The sequence below is a fragment of the Rothia sp. HMSC076D04 genome, assembly GCF_001814645.1.
GTDB classification, from domain to species: domain Bacteria; phylum Actinomycetota; class Actinomycetes; order Actinomycetales; family Micrococcaceae; genus Rothia; species Rothia mucilaginosa.
The window spans coordinates 161,269-180,274 of the sequence record NZ_KV817363.1; the positions used below are offsets into that span (position 1 = coordinate 161,269).

At 57.2% G+C, this 19,006-nt stretch carries 15 protein-coding genes, 2 tRNA genes and 1 rRNA gene; 4 read left to right on the plus strand and 14 right to left on the minus strand.

The window, feature by feature from the left end; genetic code table 11:
- Positions 1 to 77: 77 nt before the first annotated feature.
- The 14 genes from HMPREF2980_RS01530 to dnaA all read right to left on the minus strand — a co-directional run bounded on the left by HMPREF2980_RS01530 (position 78) and on the right by dnaA (position 16,276).
- The gene (locus tag HMPREF2980_RS01530; RefSeq protein ID WP_246823231.1) at positions 78 to 1,277 is read right to left on the minus strand and encodes an acetamidase; all 1,200 of its coding nucleotides are present in this window, start codon (positions 1,275 to 1,277) and stop codon (positions 78 to 80) included.
- A gap of 207 nt (positions 1,278 to 1,484) precedes the next feature.
- The gene (locus tag HMPREF2980_RS01535) at positions 1,485 to 1,937 is read right to left on the minus strand and encodes a DUF3349 domain-containing protein (RefSeq protein ID WP_070633553.1); all 453 of its coding nucleotides are present in this window, start codon (positions 1,935 to 1,937) and stop codon (positions 1,485 to 1,487) included.
- A gap of 50 nt (positions 1,938 to 1,987) precedes the next feature.
- Positions 1,988 to 2,281 (minus strand): hypothetical protein, encoded by a 294-nt coding sequence (locus HMPREF2980_RS01540; protein ID WP_065423854.1) that lies wholly within the window; start codon positions 2,279 to 2,281, stop codon positions 1,988 to 1,990.
- Between the two features lie 14 nt (positions 2,282 to 2,295).
- A complete protein-coding gene (locus HMPREF2980_RS01545; RefSeq protein WP_070630112.1) occupies positions 2,296 to 3,522 on the minus strand; it encodes an inorganic phosphate transporter in 1,227 nt (408 codons plus the stop codon).
- A gap of 594 nt (positions 3,523 to 4,116) precedes the next feature.
- Positions 4,117 to 4,233: ribosomal RNA gene (gene rrf / locus HMPREF2980_RS01550) — 5S ribosomal RNA — on the minus strand.
- A gap of 3 nt (positions 4,234 to 4,236) precedes the next feature.
- Positions 4,237 to 4,309 (minus strand) — tRNA-Ala (locus tag HMPREF2980_RS01555).
- Between the two features lie 144 nt (positions 4,310 to 4,453).
- Positions 4,454 to 4,527, minus strand: a tRNA-Ile gene (locus HMPREF2980_RS01560).
- A 199-nt stretch (positions 4,528 to 4,726) separates the two neighbouring features.
- Positions 4,727 to 5,323 carry a DUF3566 domain-containing protein gene (locus tag HMPREF2980_RS01565; protein WP_005508012.1) on the minus strand — a complete coding sequence of 199 codons (597 nt, stop codon included), beginning with the start codon at positions 5,321 to 5,323 and terminating at the stop codon, positions 4,727 to 4,729.
- The gene (gene gyrA / locus HMPREF2980_RS01570) at positions 5,323 to 7,953 is read right to left on the minus strand and encodes a DNA gyrase subunit A (RefSeq protein WP_070689902.1); all 2,631 of its coding nucleotides are present in this window, start codon (positions 7,951 to 7,953) and stop codon (positions 5,323 to 5,325) included. The genes HMPREF2980_RS01565 and gyrA overlap by 1 nt, the downstream gene beginning before the upstream one ends.
- A 79-nt stretch (positions 7,954 to 8,032) precedes the next feature.
- Positions 8,033 to 10,069, minus strand: a complete 2,037-nt coding sequence (gene gyrB / locus HMPREF2980_RS01575; protein ID WP_070689904.1) for a DNA topoisomerase (ATP-hydrolyzing) subunit B — start codon at positions 10,067 to 10,069, stop codon at positions 8,033 to 8,035.
- A 403-nt stretch (positions 10,070 to 10,472) separates the two neighbouring features.
- On the minus strand, positions 10,473 to 11,168 hold the full coding sequence (locus tag HMPREF2980_RS01580) for a DciA family protein (RefSeq protein ID WP_070666832.1): 696 nt from the start codon (positions 11,166 to 11,168) through the stop codon (positions 10,473 to 10,475).
- Positions 11,161 to 12,414: a DNA replication/repair protein RecF gene (gene recF / locus HMPREF2980_RS01585; protein WP_070634583.1), complete on the minus strand. Its 1,254-nt coding sequence runs from the start codon at positions 12,412 to 12,414 to the stop codon at positions 11,161 to 11,163. The genes HMPREF2980_RS01580 and recF overlap by 8 nt, the downstream gene beginning before the upstream one ends.
- A gap of 235 nt (positions 12,415 to 12,649) precedes the next feature.
- Positions 12,650 to 13,774, minus strand: coding sequence for a DNA polymerase III subunit beta (gene dnaN, locus HMPREF2980_RS01590; RefSeq protein WP_049327445.1), 1,125 nt, complete (start codon positions 13,772 to 13,774; stop codon positions 12,650 to 12,652).
- An 801-nt stretch (positions 13,775 to 14,575) separates the two neighbouring features.
- On the minus strand, positions 14,576 to 16,276 hold the full coding sequence (dnaA, locus tag HMPREF2980_RS01595) for a chromosomal replication initiator protein DnaA (protein ID WP_070633537.1): 1,701 nt from the start codon (positions 16,274 to 16,276) through the stop codon (positions 14,576 to 14,578).
- Positions 16,277 to 16,845: 569 nt separating this feature from the next.
- On the opposite strand from dnaA, the gene rpmH reads away from it, so the two are divergent.
- The 4 genes from rpmH to yidC all read left to right on the plus strand — a co-directional run bounded on the left by rpmH (position 16,846) and on the right by yidC (position 18,986).
- On the plus strand, positions 16,846 to 16,983 hold the full coding sequence (gene rpmH, locus HMPREF2980_RS01600; RefSeq protein ID WP_005504094.1) for a 50S ribosomal protein L34: 138 nt from the start codon (positions 16,846 to 16,848) through the stop codon (positions 16,981 to 16,983).
- A gap of 126 nt (positions 16,984 to 17,109) precedes the next feature.
- Positions 17,110 to 17,475, plus strand: a complete 366-nt coding sequence (rnpA, locus tag HMPREF2980_RS01605) for a ribonuclease P protein component (RefSeq protein WP_012904384.1) — start codon at positions 17,110 to 17,112, stop codon at positions 17,473 to 17,475.
- Positions 17,472 to 17,945 carry a membrane protein insertion efficiency factor YidD gene (gene yidD, locus HMPREF2980_RS01610; protein ID WP_005504090.1) on the plus strand — a complete coding sequence of 158 codons (474 nt, stop codon included), beginning with the start codon at positions 17,472 to 17,474 and terminating at the stop codon, positions 17,943 to 17,945. The genes rnpA and yidD overlap by 4 nt, the downstream gene beginning before the upstream one ends.
- Positions 17,946 to 17,996: 51 nt before the next feature.
- Positions 17,997 to 18,986 carry a membrane protein insertase YidC gene (gene yidC / locus HMPREF2980_RS01615; RefSeq protein WP_012904383.1) on the plus strand — a complete coding sequence of 330 codons (990 nt, stop codon included), beginning with the start codon at positions 17,997 to 17,999 and terminating at the stop codon, positions 18,984 to 18,986.
- Positions 18,987 to 19,006: the final 20 nt, after the last annotated feature.

Sequence of the window (19,006 nt, forward strand, 5' to 3'; positions counted from 1 at the left end):
GTCTATAACACCTTTTGCGGCTTCACCAAATCCTCATGCATATTTTTTTAGTTAGACCCATCACATTACTGATGGGTTTAGGTAATCACCTCACCCGGCACTGTCGCCTCCCGCTTCGTCAGAGCCTGCAGGGGGACGCTAACCTCCTGCAGATATTTACGAATCGCGGTACGTTGCGCCTCCTTCGCGGACTCCTCCTTCGACTCCGGTCCCTTGAAGCCCAGCTTGAAAGCATCCCACTGGCTCGCTGAGGGGTACTTTTCACGGGCATTCCACACCAGCGAGAACGATGCCAGGGTATTCAGCTCCTTCCTCGTGGCGGCCTTCGATAGCACATCAGCCACCGTTGCCACACGCGAAGACTCCGCAACACTCACCGAAACCTTCGACTGCGCACCCGAGGGCAGGGTTACTGCCTTCTCCGGAGCCAACTGAATATTCAGGTGAATCTGCTGCACCCGCTCGTTCTTCAGATCCAGCTCAGCCAGGGAGCGGAAACGCTTCAGCAGGGATTCATAGTTCTCATCAATCACAACGGCATTCAGGCGCAACTCATCCGCCAGCAGACCCACCTGCGCATAGCTCACATTAGTTCCCAACGCCGCGTTAGCGGTCAGCACCTTCAGCCACTGCTCTTCTTTCAGGGTCGCCGAATCATTGACGCGCAGCGGGCTCACCGGAGCATCCGTAGCGGTGTTAGCAACGTTCTGTGGGTCATTCGCCGAGTCCACGCCACCGTAGGTGACGCTCAGCCGATGCAGAGAACCGTAAACGGACAGGTTCGTCAGAGCCGTAGCGGCCGCCGCCAAATCGGCCTGTGCCACCTCCGTGAGGGAGAAAGAACCCACCAGGCGCAGGTCCTGTTCACTACGCCCCTTACCCACATAGATACGCCCCAGCGACTCAATCTTCAGGTAGCGGGTATCAATATTCTCGCGAACCAGACGCTCACGGCGTGCCAGCAGCTTCTCGTTTGAAACCACCGCCGCCGCATCCTCGCCCAGCACACCGGTGGCGGCAATCTGCGGCATTGCGGCAAGCACCCCGGCGGCGGCAACCACGCCGCCGGTCAGAAGCAGGGAACGGCGGGGCACCACGAGGCGGCGCGCCTGCCCGGCGATAGCCTCTTTAGCGGCATCGACGCGGGTAGAAGGGGTCTTAGCCACAGAGTCCTCAGCGGCAACGGATGCCGCCTCAGAAGAGCCCTGAGAGGCTCCCCGGGTAGAAGTATCGGGAATGTGAGAGTTCTCGGGTTCCAAAGAAGGGGAAGAAGACACAGAATCTCCATGATGCAGGGCGAGCGCAAAGCCCACCAACGGTTTGAGGGGAGTGAAGTCCCTCTAGAATACCGCCCGCACCCATGCACATGCCGACAACCCGCGGCACATCCATCGGAGGGCATAAAGAAAACCTATGGGGTGGACTTAAGTCCACCCCATAGGTCACAAGTTTCATGAGAGCTCTCAACCCTCACCGCAGGCTATTTAGTTATCCTGCGCAGCCGTAGCATTCGGAGCCGGAATATTAGCCGATTCAGCAGCCAACTCAGCAATACGGATCTCGCCGGTCGTCGGATCGTCGTAGGTCACGTACTCGGTACCGCCAGTCGTAGGCTCAGCGTCCTCGTTCACGTGGTTCTCCGCAATCAGGAAGCCGTGCGCACCCAGAATCTTAGCGACGCGGTCAATATCCTGCGGGGTCGGGGTATGATCCACCACTCGACGAATGTACTCGTTAATGCGCTGGTCGCTCACGTACGCCTCGCCACGAGCAGCACGAGACTGCATGAGCTGGCGAACAACTTCCTGCAGCTGCTCATCGGTCAGACGCATCTTCAAAATAGCCATCACTGCCGCGCGGTCCTGCACCGGAACATCCTTGGGATACCCGACGCTCAGCCAGTCGATTACTCGAGAGATTATGCTCTTATCAGGCATCGAGCCCCTCCTTCGAAGCAGTCATCATATGCAATTTAGTGTTCACGGGATTAGTGGCCTCCACCGGTTACGCCGAAGATATTCCAGCCGAAAGTGTGGTCGATAAAGTCCTTAGCGACCCAGAGAATACCGATGATTACGATTGCTACGATAATAGCAAAAATGCAAGACGCGGCAATCTTCGCCACCGTTCCCGGAGGCTCAATTTCAACGAGCTTACCGTCCGCAGTGTACTCGGTACGGCCAGCCAGCAGACGCAGACCCAGAGCATACAGCGCCGGAAGGCCCGCACCAAAGAACAGACCGGCAATCAGCACCGGAATAACCTTGTTCACAATGTCCATCAGATATTCCACGGCTACGAACCTGCCTTCTCAGTAGCAAGAGTCTGCTCTGCGGATGCGTCAGCGCTGGTGACTGCAGCGCCTTCCTCTTCATCCCAGTCGCCAGTCACGTTCGAAGCGTCAATGTTGTCCTTCTGGGAATGACGCCACATCAGGAAGCAGAAGATAATCAGCAGCGCGAACACGGTCAGCTCGCCAACGAACTGGGTGCCGGTCAGAGCGTTCAGGCCGTGACCAATCAGCCAGGTCAGAGCACCCACAATTGCGGCAGCCGGCAGAGTAATCAGCCAAGCAACCACCATGCGGCCAGCAACAGACCAGCGAACCTCAGCACCCTTACGGCCCAGGCCACTACCCAGAATCGAACCGGATGCCACGTGAGTGGTGGACAGTGCCATACCGAAGTGGGAGGAGGTCAGAATAATCGCGGCGGATGCACCATCAGCAGCAACACCCTGCGGGGTGTCTACCTCAACGATACCCTTACCGAGGGTGCGGATAATGCGCCAGCCACCCAGGTAAGTACCCAGAGCAATAGCGATAGCGCAGGAAGCCTTCACCCACAGGGGGATCGCGTCATCGTTGCTCAGAGTGCCCGAGGCAACCAGAGCCAGGAAGATCACGCCCATGGTCTTCTGCGCATCGTTAGTACCGTGCGCCAGAGACATCAGGGATGCGGTCGCAACCTGTCCTTTACGGAAGCCGCCGTGCTTACGGTCGTCAGCCACCGGGGCAGCAATACGGTATACCAGCCAAGTGCCGGTTGCCGCCACAATAGCCGCAATGACGGGGGAGAGGACCGCGGGAACAATAATCTTGGACAGAACGCCCATCCACTGCACGCCGTCAAAGCCGATCGCGACAATAGCCGAACCAATCAGGCCACCAAACAGAGCGTGCGACGAGGAGGAGGGAAGACCCAGAAGCCAGGTCAAAACATTCCAGAGGATACCGCCAACCAGGCCGGTAAAGACGATAAGCATCAGCGCCGGGCCATCCGTTGTTACATCGATACGGTCCAGGTTCACGATGCCGCTACCAACCGAGCGTGCCACCTCAACAGAGAGGAACGCGCCCACAAGGTTCAGGGACGCAGACAGCGCCACGGCGGTCTTAGGCTTCAGCGCACCGGTGGCGATGGAGGTTGCCATCGCGTTACCGGTGTCGTGGAAGCCATTCGTAAAGTCGAAGGCGAGCGCGGTAAGCACCACGATCACGAGAATAATGAGTTCTGTAGTCACAAGAAAATTATCTGTCGGTTTTCGCGAAATCTAAAGTATTCCGAATTAACACGAAATAACAGATAAACCCACAGTATTGAGCGGGTTTCCGTGAGGGTTTTACTATAGAGCCCATATTTCAGGGGAAAATCTCCCGATATTCCGCGGAAAAAAGGGTGCACCTATCGGAATGCTTAAGTTGGTTTATGTGGCTTATGCGAGAGTGCGGGGGAGAGGGGTGATTATATCCATCAAGAGGCTAAAGTGTGTTCACCAAGTGTTCACTTTCAGGAACCTCCCAGCTTTCTTTTTGTGACACACCTTTATTATTCAGACCTCATTTGGGCCACCAAGCTACCCGCACGGGATACTCCTGTGGGTTTTACGGCGCGGGGCTTTCTGCGGAGCACATTCTCCACAGTAGGGGTTTCCTACAGCCGTGCGCATTCGAATATCACGAAGAATTGAATCTATACCCGCGGCGCACGCAGCACATCAGCTTCGCGAGGTATTCGCATCTACCCCCCCCCCCGCATCACATCAGCAGATACAACAACTTTGGCGAATACAACAAAAGACCCCGTATCTTTCGATACGGGGTCTTTTTCAAAAATAAACCGGCGATGACCTACTCTCCCACACCCACAAAAGTGCAGTACCATCGGCGCGAAGAGTCTTAGCTTCTGGGTTCGGAATGGAACCAGGCGTTTCCCTCTTGCTATAATCACCGGAAAGTGGAGGCGAGGGGACTCGAACCCCTAACCCTCTGCTTGCAAAGCAGATGCGCTACCAATTGCGCCACGCCCCCGTCTCAGCGGAAACCACTGTTTAGTTATTTTTCCAAGCCTTCACGACTTCATTGCTCTGGTACTTTTTCAGGACCATCGCAGTGACACACGAAAGAACAGCAAGAATCAATAATTTCTTCATTATTGCCTTTCATAGTGTGGAGTGGGCGTACCAAGAATCGAACTTGGGACCTCTTCGTTATCAGCGAAGCGCTCTAACCGTCTGAGCTATACGCCCTCCCTCTGCGGAATTTCTTCCGTAGAACGAGATATAACTATACAGGTATTTGAAGGTAACACCAAATCAAAAAAGCATGTTCTGCATCACACTTTAATATTGGGGGTTCCCAAGCATACAGAGCGGGGCATGCAGAACGGGCGGCACCGCCTCCACCAGAGACAGAACCGCCCGCACACAAAGCTCAAAAAGCTACAAACTAGGACTCATCGCTCAGAGTCAAGGTCACGCCACCAACCAGCTTCGCAGCCAGGTTGTACAGAATCGCGCCAATCATACCCAGCAGAGTAAAGACCACAGTGTTGACCACAGCAAAAATAGTAGTCACCAAAGCAACCTGACCCAGCGAAATCATCTGCGAAATATCCACAGTGGTCGAACCAGTACCCAGAGAGCTAATCAGCTGGTTCACACCGGTAAACGCACCAGAAGCCTGCAGGAACAGCCACAGAATCACCGAAGCCACCACAGTCACAATGCCCAAAGCAATAGACAGCAGGAAGATCAGCTTAGCCACCGACCACGTATCAACCTTCTGAACCACCAGACGCGCGCGACGAATCTTCGAACGCGGCGCCGGACGCACCAACTGACGGCGCGAACCGGTCGGACGCTTAGCGTTCACAGGGCGCTTGCCAGCAGGACGCTTAGCGGTACCGCCAGGACGAGCCTGGCCCGAACGTGCCTGAGCCGGGCGACGCGCGCCAGCCTTAGCCGCACCCGAAGACTTAGATGCACCAGCCGACGCCGAACGCTGTGCCGACGCAGGAGAGGAGCTCGCGGGAGTGCTGCTCATTAGTTACCTCCAGTAGCGGTGAGATCGGCAGCCGCCGCTTCACCCTCGTTGTCCGTACCGGGCGCCTCAGAAGACTCCGAAGCCTCGGTGTTCTCAGTGGTTTCATCGTCGCTATCATCCAGCTGACGATCCTGGTTGCGTGCAACACCAATAATAGAATCGCCCTTACCGGGCTTTGCAAAGATAACACCCATAGTATCGCGTCCCTTCGCAGGAACCTCATTCACGTTCGAACGAACGACCTTGCCGCTGGCCATAACCACCAGCACCTCGTCCTCTTCATCCACAATGAGGCCACCCACCAGGGCGCCACGATCCTCAACTAGCTTAGCAACCTTAATGCCGAAGCCGTTACGGCCCTGCACGCGGTACTCATCCACGCTCGTACGCTTCGCGTAACCACCCTCAGTGACCACGAAGACGAAGGAGCCCTCAGTAACCACATTCGCAGAAATCAGCTCATCGCCCTCACGGAACTTCATACCGGTCACACCGGAGGTCGAACGACCCATCGGGCGCAACGACGCATCATCAGCATGGAAGCGCAGCGACATACCGTTACGCGACACCAGCAGAATATCGTCCTTATCCGAAACGGTGAACGCCGAAACAACCTCATCGCCCTCACGCAGGTTAATTGCAATCAGGCCGGCAGTACGGTTCGTATCGTAATCGCTCAGGCGACTTTTCTTCACCATGCCGCCGCGAGTAGCAAGCACCAGGTACTCAGCATCCTCATAGCTCTTCAGCTCCATGACCTGAGCAATATGCTCACCGCCCTGGAACTCCAGCAGGTTCGCAATGTGCTGGCCCTTCGCGTCACGACCGGCTTCCTGCAGCTCATAACCCTTCGCACGGTACACGCGACCCAAGTTCGTGAAGAACAGAATCCAGCTGTGCGTAGTGGTCACAAAGAAGTGCTCCACCACGTCATCACCGCGCAGCGAGGCACCCTTAATGCCCTTACCACCACGGTGCTGGCTACGGTACTGATCACTTCGGGTGCGCTTAATGTAGCCGCCGCGAGTAATCGTCACCACGACCTCCTCCTCGGGGATGAGGTCTTCCATGGACATGTCGCCGTTGTAGCCGTACATAATCTGGGTGCGACGCTCATCGCCGTAGCGGTTCACAATCTCACCCAGCTCCTCAGAGATAATCTCGCGCTGGCGAGTCTCCGAAGCAATAATCGCGTTGTACTCAGCGATCATGCGCATCAGCTCATCGTGACGATCCTGAATCTTCTGACGCTCCAGGGCAGCCAGACGACGCAGCTGCATGTTCAGAATTGCCTGAGCCTGAGCCTCATCAATCTGCAGGAACTCCATCAGGCCGCTACGCGCCTCATCAGCGGTGGGGGAGCGGCGAATCAGGGCAATAACCTCATCCAGAGCATCCAGAGCCTTCAGCAGGCCACGCAGGATGTGCGCCTCTTCCTCCGCCTGACGCAGACGGTAACGGGTACGACGAACGATAACGTCCATCTGGTGATCCACCCAGTGACGCACAAACGCATCCAGGGACAGGGTGCGCGGCACACCATCAACAATGGCGAGCATGTTTGCGGAGAAGTTCTCCTGCAGCTGGGTGTGCTTGTACAGGTTGTTCAGCACAACCTTCGGGGAAGCATCGCGCTTGAGCACAATCACCAGACGCTGACCGGTACGACCCGAAGTCTCATCGCGCAAATCCGCAATGCCGGTGACCTTACCGTCCTTGATGAGCTCAGCAATCTTAATCGCCAGGTTATCCGGGTTCGCCTGGTACGGCAGCTCGGTAACCACCAGGCAGGTACGACCGTGGATTTCCTCCACGTTGACCACCGCGCGCATGGTGATAGAGCCACGGCCAGTACGGTACGCGTCCTCAATGCCCTTGGTGCCCAGAATCTGTGCACCGGTCGGGAAATCGGGGCCCTTAATGCGCGCCATCAGCGCGCTCAGCAGCTCCTCATTGGTGGCGTGCGGATTCTTCAGGAACCACTCCACGCCCTCGGCAACCTCACGCAGGTTATGCGGCGGAATATTGGTCGCCATACCCACAGCAATACCCGAAGAACCGTTGACCAACAGGTTCGGGATGCGCGCGGGCAAAACGGTAGGCTCCAGGGACTTGCCGTCGTAGTTGGGCTGGAAATCAACGGTGTCTTCGTTGATGTCACGCACCATCTCAAGGGCAATGGGAGCCATCTTGGTCTCGGTGTATCGAGGCGCTGCGGCACCGTCGTTACCGGGGGAGCCGAAGTTACCCTGACCCAGAGCCAGCGGGTAACGCATAATCCAGCTCTGAATCAGACGCACCAGAGTGTCGTAGATAGCGCTATCGCCGTGGGGGTGGAACTGACCCATCACGTCGCCAACCACGCGGGCACACTTATTGAAGGATCGGTCCGGGCGGTAGCCGCCGTCGTACATCGCGTAGATCACGCGGCGGTGCACGGGCTTGAGGCCGTCACGCACATCCGGCAGGGCGCGGCCAATAATAACCGCCATTGCGTAGTCCAGGTAGGAACGCTGCATTTCGGTCTGCAGGTCCACCTGTTCAATGTGACCGTGGTGGTCTACGCTTTCAGTGCCACCGTTGCTGACGACGTCAACCTCAGTGGATTTATTCTGCTGTTCTTCGCTCATTACTTTCTCATTCCTCAATGACTCGCTCGGCTATATAGCTCATTTGGCATATTCCATACGGGATATATGCCGCTTCGGGCTAGATATCGAGGAATCGAATGTCCTTTGCGTTCTGCTGGATAAACTCACGGCGAGCCTCAACGTCCTCGCCCATCAGAACAGAGAAGATCTGGTCAGCCGCCGCTGCGTCTTCCATCTTCACCTGCAGCAGGGTGCGGCGAGCCGGGTCCATGGTGGTATCCCACAGCTCGGTGTAGTCCATCTCGCCCAGACCCTTGTAACGCTGAATACCGTTGTCCTTGGGCAGGCGCAGGTTCTTTGCCGCGCCACGAGCCAGAGCCTCGTCACGCTCAGCATCCGAGTACACGTAGTCGTGCGGAGCGTTCGACCACTTGATGCGGTACAGCGGCGGCTGAGCCAGGTACACATAACCCGCCTCAATCAGCGGACGCATAAAGCGGAAGAGCAGAGTCAGCAGCAGAGTCGTAATGTGCTGGCCGTCGACGTCCGCATCCGCCATCAGAACAATCTTGTGGTAGCGTGCCTTCTCAATATCGAAGTCATCACCAATGCCGGTACCAAAAGCGGTAATCATCGCCTGAATTTCAGCGTTGGACAGGGCACGGTCCAGACGAGCGCGCTCAACGTTCAGGATCTTACCGCGCAGCGGCAGAATAGCCTGAGTATTCGGGTCACGACCCTGAACAGCCGAACCACCCGCGGAGTCACCCTCCACCAGGTAAATCTCAGAGATCGACGGATCCTTCGAGGAGCAGTCCTTGAGCTTACCGGGCATCGAGCTGGTCTCCAGCAGGCCCTTACGGCGGGTCGTCTCGCGTGCCTTACGGGCTGCAATACGCGCCTGAGCGGCGGTGATTGCGCGACGCACAATGTCCTTCGCCACCGCGGGGTTACGACCGAACCAGTCGCCGAGGTGATCGTTCACCTCACGCTGGGTGAAGGACTTAGCCTCCGAGTTACCCAGCTTGGTCTTGGTCTGACCCTCGAACTGAGGCTCGGAAATCTTAATCGAAATCACCGCGGTCAGACCCTCACGCACGTCTTCGCCGGTGAGGTTATCGTCCTTATCGCGCAACAGCTTGTTCTCACGCGCGTAACGGTTCACCAGCGAGGTCAGAGCGGCACGGAAACCCTCTTCGTGAGTACCGCCCTCGTGGGTGTTAATCGTGTTCGCGTAGGAGTAGACGGACTCCTTATAGGCGCCGGTCCACTGCATCGCCACTTCCAGGCTCATGTTGCGCTCAGTGTCTTCGGCTTCGAAGGAGACAATCTCCTCGTTCACAATGGTCTTTGCGCCTGCATTGAGGAAGTGTACGTAGTCGAACAGACCGTTGTCGTAACGGTAGGTGACGGTCGTGAAACCATCAGCGTTCGCGCGCACGCGGTTGAGGATGTTTTCCTTCTTCTCGCTCTCTTCAGCAACCTCGTCACCGACGAACTTCTCACGCTCATCGGTCAGGGTGATGGTCAAGCCCTTGTTCAGGAACGCCATCTGCTGGAAACGGGCACGCAGAGTCTCAAAGTCGAACTCGACGGTCTCGAAGATCTCCGGGTCCGGGTAGAAAGTCTGAATGGTACCGGTCTTATCGGACGGCTTACCCTTGCGCAGGGGACCATCCGGCACACCACCGTTGGAGAAGGAAATATGCCATGCGTAGCCCTGGCGGTGCACCTCAGTAATCACACGGGTAGACAGCGCGTTCACCACAGAGATACCCACGCCGTGCAGACCACCGGAAACGGAGTAGCCGCCGCCACCAAACTTACCGCCAGCGTGCAGCACGGTCATGACGACCTCAACAGTGGACTTGTGCTCGGTGGGGTGCTCATCCACGGGAATACCGCGGCCATCATCCTCTACGCGAACAGCACCATCAGCCTGAATGGTCACGTCAATTTTGGAGGCGTAGCCGGCGAGCGCTTCGTCGACCGAGTTATCTACGACCTCGTAGACCAGGTGGTGCAGACCGCGCTCAGTGGTCGAGCCAATGTACATGCCGGGGCGCTTGCGAACCGCTTCCAGACCTTCCAGCACGGTAATATCGGATGCACCGTATTCATGCTGCTGTTCAGATGCATTCTGTTCAGATGCCACGAGGCAGAACTCCTTGAGTAGATGATGCAACCGGCGAAGAAAAGTTACGGGCAGCCTAGAACGCCTCACAGAGGGCACAAGAAAGTGCCTGCACAACCCGCGTTGCCGGTGGTGCCCGTAGGTGGGCACACTTTACGCATTTTCTCTTTTATTTTACCGAGCAAGAGAGCATAAAACCATCTACGGGCGTCATTTATTGAGCTTTTTGAGAGCTATCACCCGCTCAAAAGCCCGCAAAGGCGGTTTAGAGTGCTTCAACCCCCTCTTGAGGTAGGGGGTACAGTTCACAGCCTCGTGGGGGTTGCCGGCGCTTCTATAGCTTTCATACCGTGCAGAAAAAGGCTTATTTTGACCTAACACCGTTCAATCAGAAGGTGAACGAGCACCAGAGGCACTCAGAAGGCTACCCATAGGTGTCGCGCACACCGCGCATGCCGGTGGCACGCCGATAGCCTCGCTGATTCCAGCGTCCGTTGTTCGGACCCAGCACGCGAACCTGAGCCACGACACCATCACCCAGTTCGCGGCGGAAAAGTTCGATGAGGTGCCCGTGCATCAGGCGCAACTGAGTCGTCCAGGCGGTAGAGTCGCACTGGACTTCAACAATGGAGTTTTCGAAGCTGATGGGGCGGGTGTGCGCCGCAATTTCAGGGCCCACGAGCTCAGTCCAGCGAGCCAGCACGCTAGAGACCGCCACGGGCTCTTTCCAGCCGCGAGAACGAATCAGGGCACTGACGATGCCGCCGAGGGGCTTGGGGTCGCGAGAGCTCTCTCCGGGGCCGCTATAGCCGCCCATGACGCGGGGGTCCCACCCCTGCGCTCGCCGCGATTTCTTCTTCGAGGCGGCACCGGACATCACCGCACCAAAATCGCGCATGATTTTATTCGCTGAGAAGGCATTCAGGGGCGCCTCGCCGCGTTCTTGAGCCGCCACTCGCATACGGGTTAGCAGGGCGGAGGGGGCGTCCACCTCGTCACGGTAGAACTCACCCACGCCGTCAACCTCGTGCGGGTTTTGAGGCTCCGCAAACTGCGGTTCCGCGAATTCTTCGAATGTTTCACGTGAAACATGGTTTTGAGGGTAGACAGGGTTACTCATTGCCGCCACCCTCCGCGAGCGCAGAAACGGTCGAGTTCGACTGCCCCACAGAGTCAGTGACAGAGTCGGTGGCAGGACCAGCGGCAGGCTGCACATACTCGGCGTGCCCCGCCGTCACCGACACCAGGCGGTAGTCGCCCAGCTCCTCCGGAATATCGCTGAGCACCGCACAGGTAATCAGTACCTGCTCCGCGTCGGCAACCATCGCACCCAGGCGGTGGCGGCGCGCAGAATCAAGCTCCGCAAACACATCATCAAGAATCAGAATCGGCGAAGAACCCGCCGAGGAATCATCCTCAACATGCACAAACCAGGACGCCAGTTTCAGCGCCAGCGCAAAAGACCAGCTCTCGCCGTGCGAGGCAAAATGCTTCACCGGCATACCACCGAGCAGCAGGGTAATATCCTCACGATGCGGACCCACCAGGGTCACGCCGCGCTCAATCTCATCGCGCCGACGCTCCGCAAAACCGCGCATCAAAGCCTCCTTGAGGTCCTCAATGCGCATCAGCGCCGCATGCTCGATAGAGCGTTCACCCATGCTCGAAAAAACAGTCGACTCATAGTTGAAACCGACCTCTTTAGAGCCGTCCGTCAGCCCCGCGTAGGCGCGGCGAAGCTGCGGCAAAAAGCGCTGCAACAGACGGAAACGCGCAGAAAGCAGCTGAGCGCCCAGGGTCGACAGTTGCTCATCCCAGACCGACAGGGTACTCAAAGCGTTCTCGTCCCGCGCCTTACGCTGCATGGATTTCAACAACGAATTACGTTGCCGCAAAATCCGCTCATACTCGCTACGGTACCCGGAGACCACCGGACGCAAAGAGCTGGCCAAATCATCCACAAAACGACGACGACCGGCGGGATCCCCCTTCACCAGTTGCAGATCCTCCGGGGAAAACAGCACCGTGCGGGCAATGCCCAGCGCCTCCTTGGCGCGCACTGGCGCGGCACGATTAATGCGCACCCGGTTACTCTGCCCCGGAGCAATCTCAAACTCGGTCACCGTCTGCTGCGAACCGCGCACCGTACGGGTGCGAATATAGGCGCGCGAAGCACCCGCCCGAACCAGCGGCCCGTCATGGCTCACACGGTGCGAAGAGAGCGACGCCGCATAGTCAATCGCCTCAACAATATTGGTTTTCCCCACACCATTAGAGCCCAGAAACACCGTAACTCCCGCCGAAAGAGGCAGGCTCAGCAGAGCGTAGGTGCGGTAATCCAACAACGAAATATGGTCGATATACACCGGAAGCTCCTTTCACGGGGTTTCATACGCGGGTTCTTAGCTAGGGGTTCTTAGCTAGGGGTTCTTAGCTGGAGGTTCTTAGTTAGGGGGCTTCACAGCACCCGGCTGGAGGGCACCGCGAGAGGTCACAATACTAGGTTTTTCCGCGCGGACGAGCACAGAAAAACAGCGCAACCCCGCACATACCCACGATGCATAGGGCACCGAAAGACGTGCGGGGCGGCAAACACTGAAACTAGTTCGACGGCAGGCGAACCGGCATCAGCAGGTAACGGTAGTTGCGGTCATCCTCAGCCAGAGGCTCGTCCTGACCGGAAATCACGGCGGGCTTCGGCGCATCGGTGAAGGAGAAACGAACGAACTCTGTACCGAAAACCTTCAAACCGTCCGAGAGGTAAGCGGGGTTGTACGCAACGGTGATGTCATCACCGGACAGGTGCGCCTGCAGAGTCTCGGAAGCCTGAGCTTCATCACCGCGGCCGGCATCAATAGCAACCGAACCCTGAGTGAACTTCAGACGCAGGGGAGTGTTGCGCTCCGCCACGAGGGAGATACGGCGAGCAGCCTCAGCCAGGTCGGAGGTGCGAACCACCGCGTGAATCGGGGTCTGCTCGGGGAACAGCGCACGGATGTTGGGGTAGTCGCCATCCATCAGAACGCTGGTGGTGCGGCGGGTACCCGCTGCGAAGCCGATCAGCTCGCCCGCTGCGGGCAGGGCGATAGACAGATCGCCGGAACCGGAGAGGGTGCTACCAACCTCAGAGACGGTCTTAGCCTTCAGTAGCACAGCCGCCTGAACGTCAGGGTTGGTCGGGTTCCACTTGATTTCGCGCATTGCCAGGCGGTAGCGGTCGGTGGCGAGCAGGGTCATGGTGTCGCCATTGATTTCTACGCGGATACCGGTCAGCAGCGGCAGGGTCTCATCCTTGGATACCGCAATCTGAACCTGCTTGACGGCTTCAGCGAATTCGGCGCCGTCCACGGTACCGGAAATTTCGGGAAGCTCGGGAAGCTCGGGGTAGTCCACGACCGGCATACCAGCCAGCTGGAAATTAGCGGAACGGCAGTGAATACGGATCACGGACTCATCTGCGGTGAACTCGACAGGTGCGTTCGGCAGGGAGCGGCAAATCTCTGCCAGGATCTTGCCTGGAACCAGGCACACGCCTTCTGCTTCAACATCGGCTGCAATGACCTGACGGGCGCTGGTCTCGTGATCGAAGCTTGCGATGCTGACCTCACCTGCGGAGGCGGTAATCAGCAGACCGTTGAGTACGGGGGAGGTGGGACGCAGCGGAAGTGAGCGTGCCGTCCAGCCGACTGCTTCGGCAAGGACATCGCGTTCAACGGTGAATTTCATCGAGAAGGCGCCTTTCACGGAATTGGAGAGTCATTTTGGGGCGCACGTAAAGCTTATGGGCGAAAGAGCCGGAAATATCGCGTGCTCTGGTGCGCAGTACATCTTCCCGCGCGCGCGTCTATCCATCCTACCGGATTTTGTAATTACACAGAGACACAGAGGTCGCTCCTGCAGCGAAAAATCGGGTGAGATGAGGCATGTAGGGTCACTGTATTTTTGTAATTACAAAGATAGGCGGAAGGCGTATCAAACCTAGTCGAAAACAGGTTCGAATTAGGTGATGGTTCGGTGTTGGTTTCTTCTTCAAACCCAACCTTCACATCCAACCCCAGAGATAGCGTGCAGCTATCGATCCAAATCCGCGAAAATCTACATTTTCAGTAGGGGCACACAGAAAAATCTGAACCAGCTCGGTTGGTCGAGCAGAACTACTTGTTATGGGGAGGATTTTTTCTTTAAGTACAGTAGTATTGTTAACGCTTGTGGAAACGGTGGAAAACCCCTTCCTTGCCTGCAATGACACGGAAGTAGCCTGTGGACATTAAGTGGAAGAAACCACTCAATGCTGAGGATGCATTGTGTATGGATATTTATACATTTCCTCAATTCCACACCTTTTGAATATTCATGCACTTAACATCCACACGAACGCATGAGTTAAAGCACAGCTTATCCACACCCCAAAAATCTAGCTTTCAGAGTCGCTAAAATCTTGGATCCAGCGTGAAGCCCCTGCCCCGAAGCCTATAAAACACCTAGTCGAGGCACAAAATAAGCTACGGGACAGGAATAAAAGCACATCTAGCCGGCGGCGCGCTGCTCCTGGCGAATCAAATTCGTCAGCTCAGTCACCTGATTGAAAATCGTTTGACGCTCCGCCATCTGTGCGCTCACCTTACGCACCGCGTGCATCACCGTCGTATGGTCGCGGCCGCCCAAATCGTTACCAATACGCGGCAGGGACATCTCGGTCAGCTCACGCAGAAGATACATCGCCACCTGGCGCGCATTCGTGAGCGTACGGGTGCGAGACTTCGACTGCATATCCTCAATGGACACATCAAAATACTTCGCCACCGTCGCCAAAACCAGCGCCGACGTAATCTCCGCACCACCGGTATCAGAGAGCAAATCCTTCAGATAGGTCTCAGCCTCAGCCAGGGTAATGGGCTCCGGCGGCTTCTTCATCGAGGCGGCAGCGCTCGCACGAATCAGAGCGCCCTCCAACTCGCGAATATTGGCCGTGACATGGGAAGCAATGTACTCCATGACATCATCGCGCACCGGCAAAATCTCGTTCTGAGCCTTCTTCCGCAGAATCGCGATACGAGTCTCCAGCTCCGGAGGCTGCACATCCACATTCAGGCCCGAGCCGAAACGCGAACGCATACGCTCAGCGAAACCGGTCAACTGCTTCGGCGGCAAATCAGAGGTAATCACGATCTGCTTCTGGTGGTTGTACAGGGCGTTAAACGTATGGAAGAACTCCTCCATCGTCGCCTCTTTACCCGCCAAAAACTGGATATCGTCAATCAGAAGAACGTCAACATTGCGGTAAATCTGCTTGAACGACGAACCCTCATCGTCACGAATCGAGTTAATGAAGTCATTCGTGAACTCCTCAGAATTCACGTAGCGCACCCGCAAATTCGGGTACAGATACTTGGTGTAGTGGCCGATCGCGTGCAGCAGGTGGGTCTTACCCAGACCCGAACCGCCGTAGATGAACAGCGGGTTATAGACAATGCCGGGCTGCTCCGCCACCGCGAAAGCGCTCGCGTGCGCAAAGCGGTTGGACTGACCAATCACGAAGGTGTCGAAGGTGTAGTTCGGGTTCAGTCGGGCAGAGCTATCCCAAGTCGGCGCATTTTCCGGGTCTTCATGCGGATGCACCTGCTGGGACTCCGGTACCGCCGGGGCCTCCGGAACAAAAGTGGGTGCCGGGTACTCGCGAGGTGCCGGCGCACCCGCGACAGGAGCCGCCGGAGCGGGCTGCTGCGCGGAGGGGAACCCGGCACGCTCCGCCTCCAAAGCCTGCAGGGAGGGGCGAGTGACCTGCTCATCAGCGGGCACCTCGTAATGGTCAGGGCCCGGATGCGGCTCGGTGTAGTACTCAAAAGCACGCGAACCGGCGGGCGCCTCGGGGTGTGCGGGAACAGCTGGAGCGACTGCAGGAGCCTGCTCAACGTGCACCTCACGCTCACCATGGAAAACATCCTGACTTGCAGGTTCAACCGGAATCATCGACTCATTCACATCGAAAAGCGCGGTAGTCGACGGGCCAAATGCCTCGTGCAGAGCGGCACGGAACGAAGCGCTAATCTGCTCCTCAAAGACCGCACGGGTGAGCTTATTCGGCACCTCAATGATGAGGCGAGAAGAACCCATCAATCCCTGAGGCTGCGCAAGATTCACGAAACCGCGCTGACGTGCCGTCACCGCCGGATCGGCGGCAAGAATGGAGAGCAGATGCGCCCAGCGCGCCTGAAGGGAGTCGGTCATGGAATTCTTTACTTTCACTCGATGTGAAGCGGTGGTGCAGTAAAGAAATCATGCCGGAAACCACCGCGAGGTCATTAAGATTCTACCCGCTTAATACACAGGGGGAGAAAGTTATCCACAAGAGTTTTCCACACGGTGGAAAACTTGTAATTACAGAGGTGGATAAGCGGTGGATTTAAGTGTATAACAGGTCTTCTTCCCTGATATTTAGCGGAAAACTCCAAAAGCTCAAGGGTGTGGATAACTCGCTGATAGTAGGAGGTATGGGTGGGATATGCACCATGGTGGATACCGTACCGCCGCAAATATCCCCAGGTTTACACCCCAAGATCACGTAGCGTCTCCACAGCCTGTACACCCGCCGCAATCACCGCCTCCACGCCACAAACGAGCCCGGAATCACGCGGAAAAAAGCGTTAAGAACTTGATTTACGCCCTCCACTCTTCTAAAGTTGTGCTGTTGTGTGTGCACCGCCTACTGCGAATAGTCGCGGTACCTCCGTGCACCAAGAAGCGTACGGTTCCGATACCCGTGAGGGCACGAACCGCAAAAATCAAGGAGACAAAGTATGAGCAAGCGTACTTTCCAGCCGAACAACCGCCGTCGCGCTAAGAAGCACGGCTTCCGTCTGCGTATGCGTACCCGTGCAGGCCGCGCGATTCTGTCGAGCCGCCGCGGTAAGGGTCGCGCAAAGCTCTCGGCCTAATCACGGCATATAGTTCGCCCGCAGATGCACACGCATCGGCGGGCGAACTATCATTAAGCGTGAAATACACGCGGAGGTCAGCTCATCACATGAGCCGAATCTCCCACACTACGTAAAGGGGAACACGTGCTGCCTCAACGGCACCGTATGCGCACCAGCACAGAATTCTCCCACGCCTTCCGTTCCGGCATCCGTACAGGACGTCGGAACATCGTTGTATCTACGGCGAAAAATCCTGGAAAAACAACCCAGGTAGGTTTCATTGTGTCGAAGGCGGTGGGCAACGCAGTCACACGCAACCTGGTCAAGCGCCGGTTGCGTGAACTTGCCGCGCTCACCTGCGCCGCGCATCCGGAAGGCTACGCCATTGCTGTGCGAGCGCTTCCCGCCTCCGCGAGCGCCAGCTGGGATCAGCTGCGCCGCGACTACGAATCAGCACTCGAGACCGCGTTCGCTAAGCTCGACCTGCATCAGAGCAAGGAGAAGCCGTGAGTCGTTCCCAGCGTGACCGCTGTGAAGAACGCTTCCACGCGCATCACAGCGGCACCTATAGCGCATCTGCCGAGACTCTGGGCCCCGACGAGCTGCTGGCACTAGCACCTAACGAATTCGTGAGGCCTGAAACTTTCCTGCAGGCTCTCTACGTTCTACCGCAGAACCTACTGATCGCGTGCATGAAGGCCTACCGCAAGGTCGTATCCCCCCTCTACGGGGATGTGTGCCGCTACTACCCGACCTGCTCAGCCTACGCTCTGGAGGCGCTGACCACCCACGGTGCGATGGGCGGGCTTTCCCTGACGGTGCGCCGTATTCTGCGGTGTGTTCCCTGGGCGACCGGAGGTATCGACCCAGTCCCGGAGGGGAAGCGTACTTTCGCTCCCGGAGCAGAACCGAAAATTATTCTGCTCAACCACCCCCATCTTTACACCCCTCACACCGGTGGTGACGCCCGCCCTGAGTAGGCGGCGCCTCCCACACAATGACTTAGCCGAGTCCTTAAGGAGTATTCCCGCGTGAATATTTTTGATTTGATTCTTTGGCCGTTTAAATGGATCGTCTCCGTGGTCCTGTGGCTGTTCCACACTCTTTTCACCTCGCTGGGCATGGACCCGGCTTCCGGTCTGACTTGGGTTCTGTGCATTATCTTCCTGACCCTGGTGATGCGTACCCTGACCATTCCGCTGTTCGTCAAGCAGATTAAGGCTATGCGCGGTATGACCGCGATGCAGGGCGATATGGCGAAGCTGCAGGAGAAGTACAAGGGTAAGAAGGACCAGCTCTCCCGCCAGGCTATGGCTCAGGAGCAGATGGAAATGTACCGTAAGCACGGTACGAACCCCTTCGCCTCCTGCCTGCCGATTCTGGCGCAGATGCCGATCTTCTTCGGTCTGTACCAGGTGCTGATGAGCGTGCCCACCGCAGCGCAGAATAACCAGGGCGTGCTCATGCTGCCGGCTGAGCTAGTGCATCAGTTCAACGACTCCCAGATTTTCGGTGCTCAGCTCTTCGCGACCATGATGCACCCGGGGGCTGGCGACGCCACCGCGACCGTTGTTCAGGCGGTCATCATGATTGTTCTGATGAGCGCCACCCAGTTCTACATCCAGAAGCAGCTGAGCGTGAAGAACATGTCGGAGGCTGCTCTGAACTCTCCGATGTTCCGTCAGCAGCAGATGATTATGTACATCTTCCCGATCATCTTCGCTGTTTCCGGTATTAACTTCCCCCTTGGTGTGCTGTACTACTGGACCGTCTCGAACCTCTGGTCGCTGGGTCAGCAGTGGTGGGTTATCCGCAACAACCCGACCCCCGGTTCCCAGGCGGAGCGTGAGCTGAACGCCCGCCGTGCGGCGAAGGGCCTGCCCCCGGTGGGTAAGACCCGCGAGCAGCACGAGAAGGACCTGCAGGAGGCGCGTGAGCGTGCCGCAGCCGGTCAGCGCCAGCAGCCGGTGAGTAAGAAGCGCCAGAAGCAGCAGCGCAATAAGCAGAACGGAAAGAAGTAGTTTTCTTCCGTGATTCGGGC

What these genes read in the sequence shown, in the direction of transcription:
- HMPREF2980_RS01535 (WP_070633553.1), bottom strand. Translation starts at nt 1,937, where the DNA reads ATGCCTGATAAGAGCATAATCTCTCGAGTAATCGACTGGCTGAGCGTC.
- HMPREF2980_RS01540 (WP_065423854.1), bottom strand. Translation starts at nt 2,281, where the DNA reads ATGGACATTGTGAACAAGGTTATTCCGGTGCTGATTGCCGGTCTGTTC.
- HMPREF2980_RS01565 (WP_005508012.1), bottom strand. Translation starts at nt 5,323, where the DNA reads ATGAGCAGCACTCCCGCGAGCTCCTCTCCTGCGTCGGCACAGCGTTCG.
- gyrA (WP_070689902.1), bottom strand. Translation starts at nt 7,953, where the DNA reads ATGAGCGAAGAACAGCAGAATAAATCCACTGAGGTTGACGTCGTCAGC.
- HMPREF2980_RS01580 (WP_070666832.1), bottom strand. Translation starts at nt 11,168, where the DNA reads ATGAGTAACCCTGTCTACCCTCAAAACCATGTTTCACGTGAAACATTC.
- dnaN (WP_049327445.1), bottom strand. Translation starts at nt 13,774, where the DNA reads ATGAAATTCACCGTTGAACGCGATGTCCTTGCCGAAGCAGTCGGCTGG.
- dnaA (WP_070633537.1), bottom strand. Translation starts at nt 16,276, where the DNA reads ATGACCGACTCCCTTCAGGCGCGCTGGGCGCATCTGCTCTCCATTCTT.
- rpmH (WP_005504094.1), top strand. Translation starts at nt 16,846, where the DNA reads ATGAGCAAGCGTACTTTCCAGCCGAACAACCGCCGTCGCGCTAAGAAG.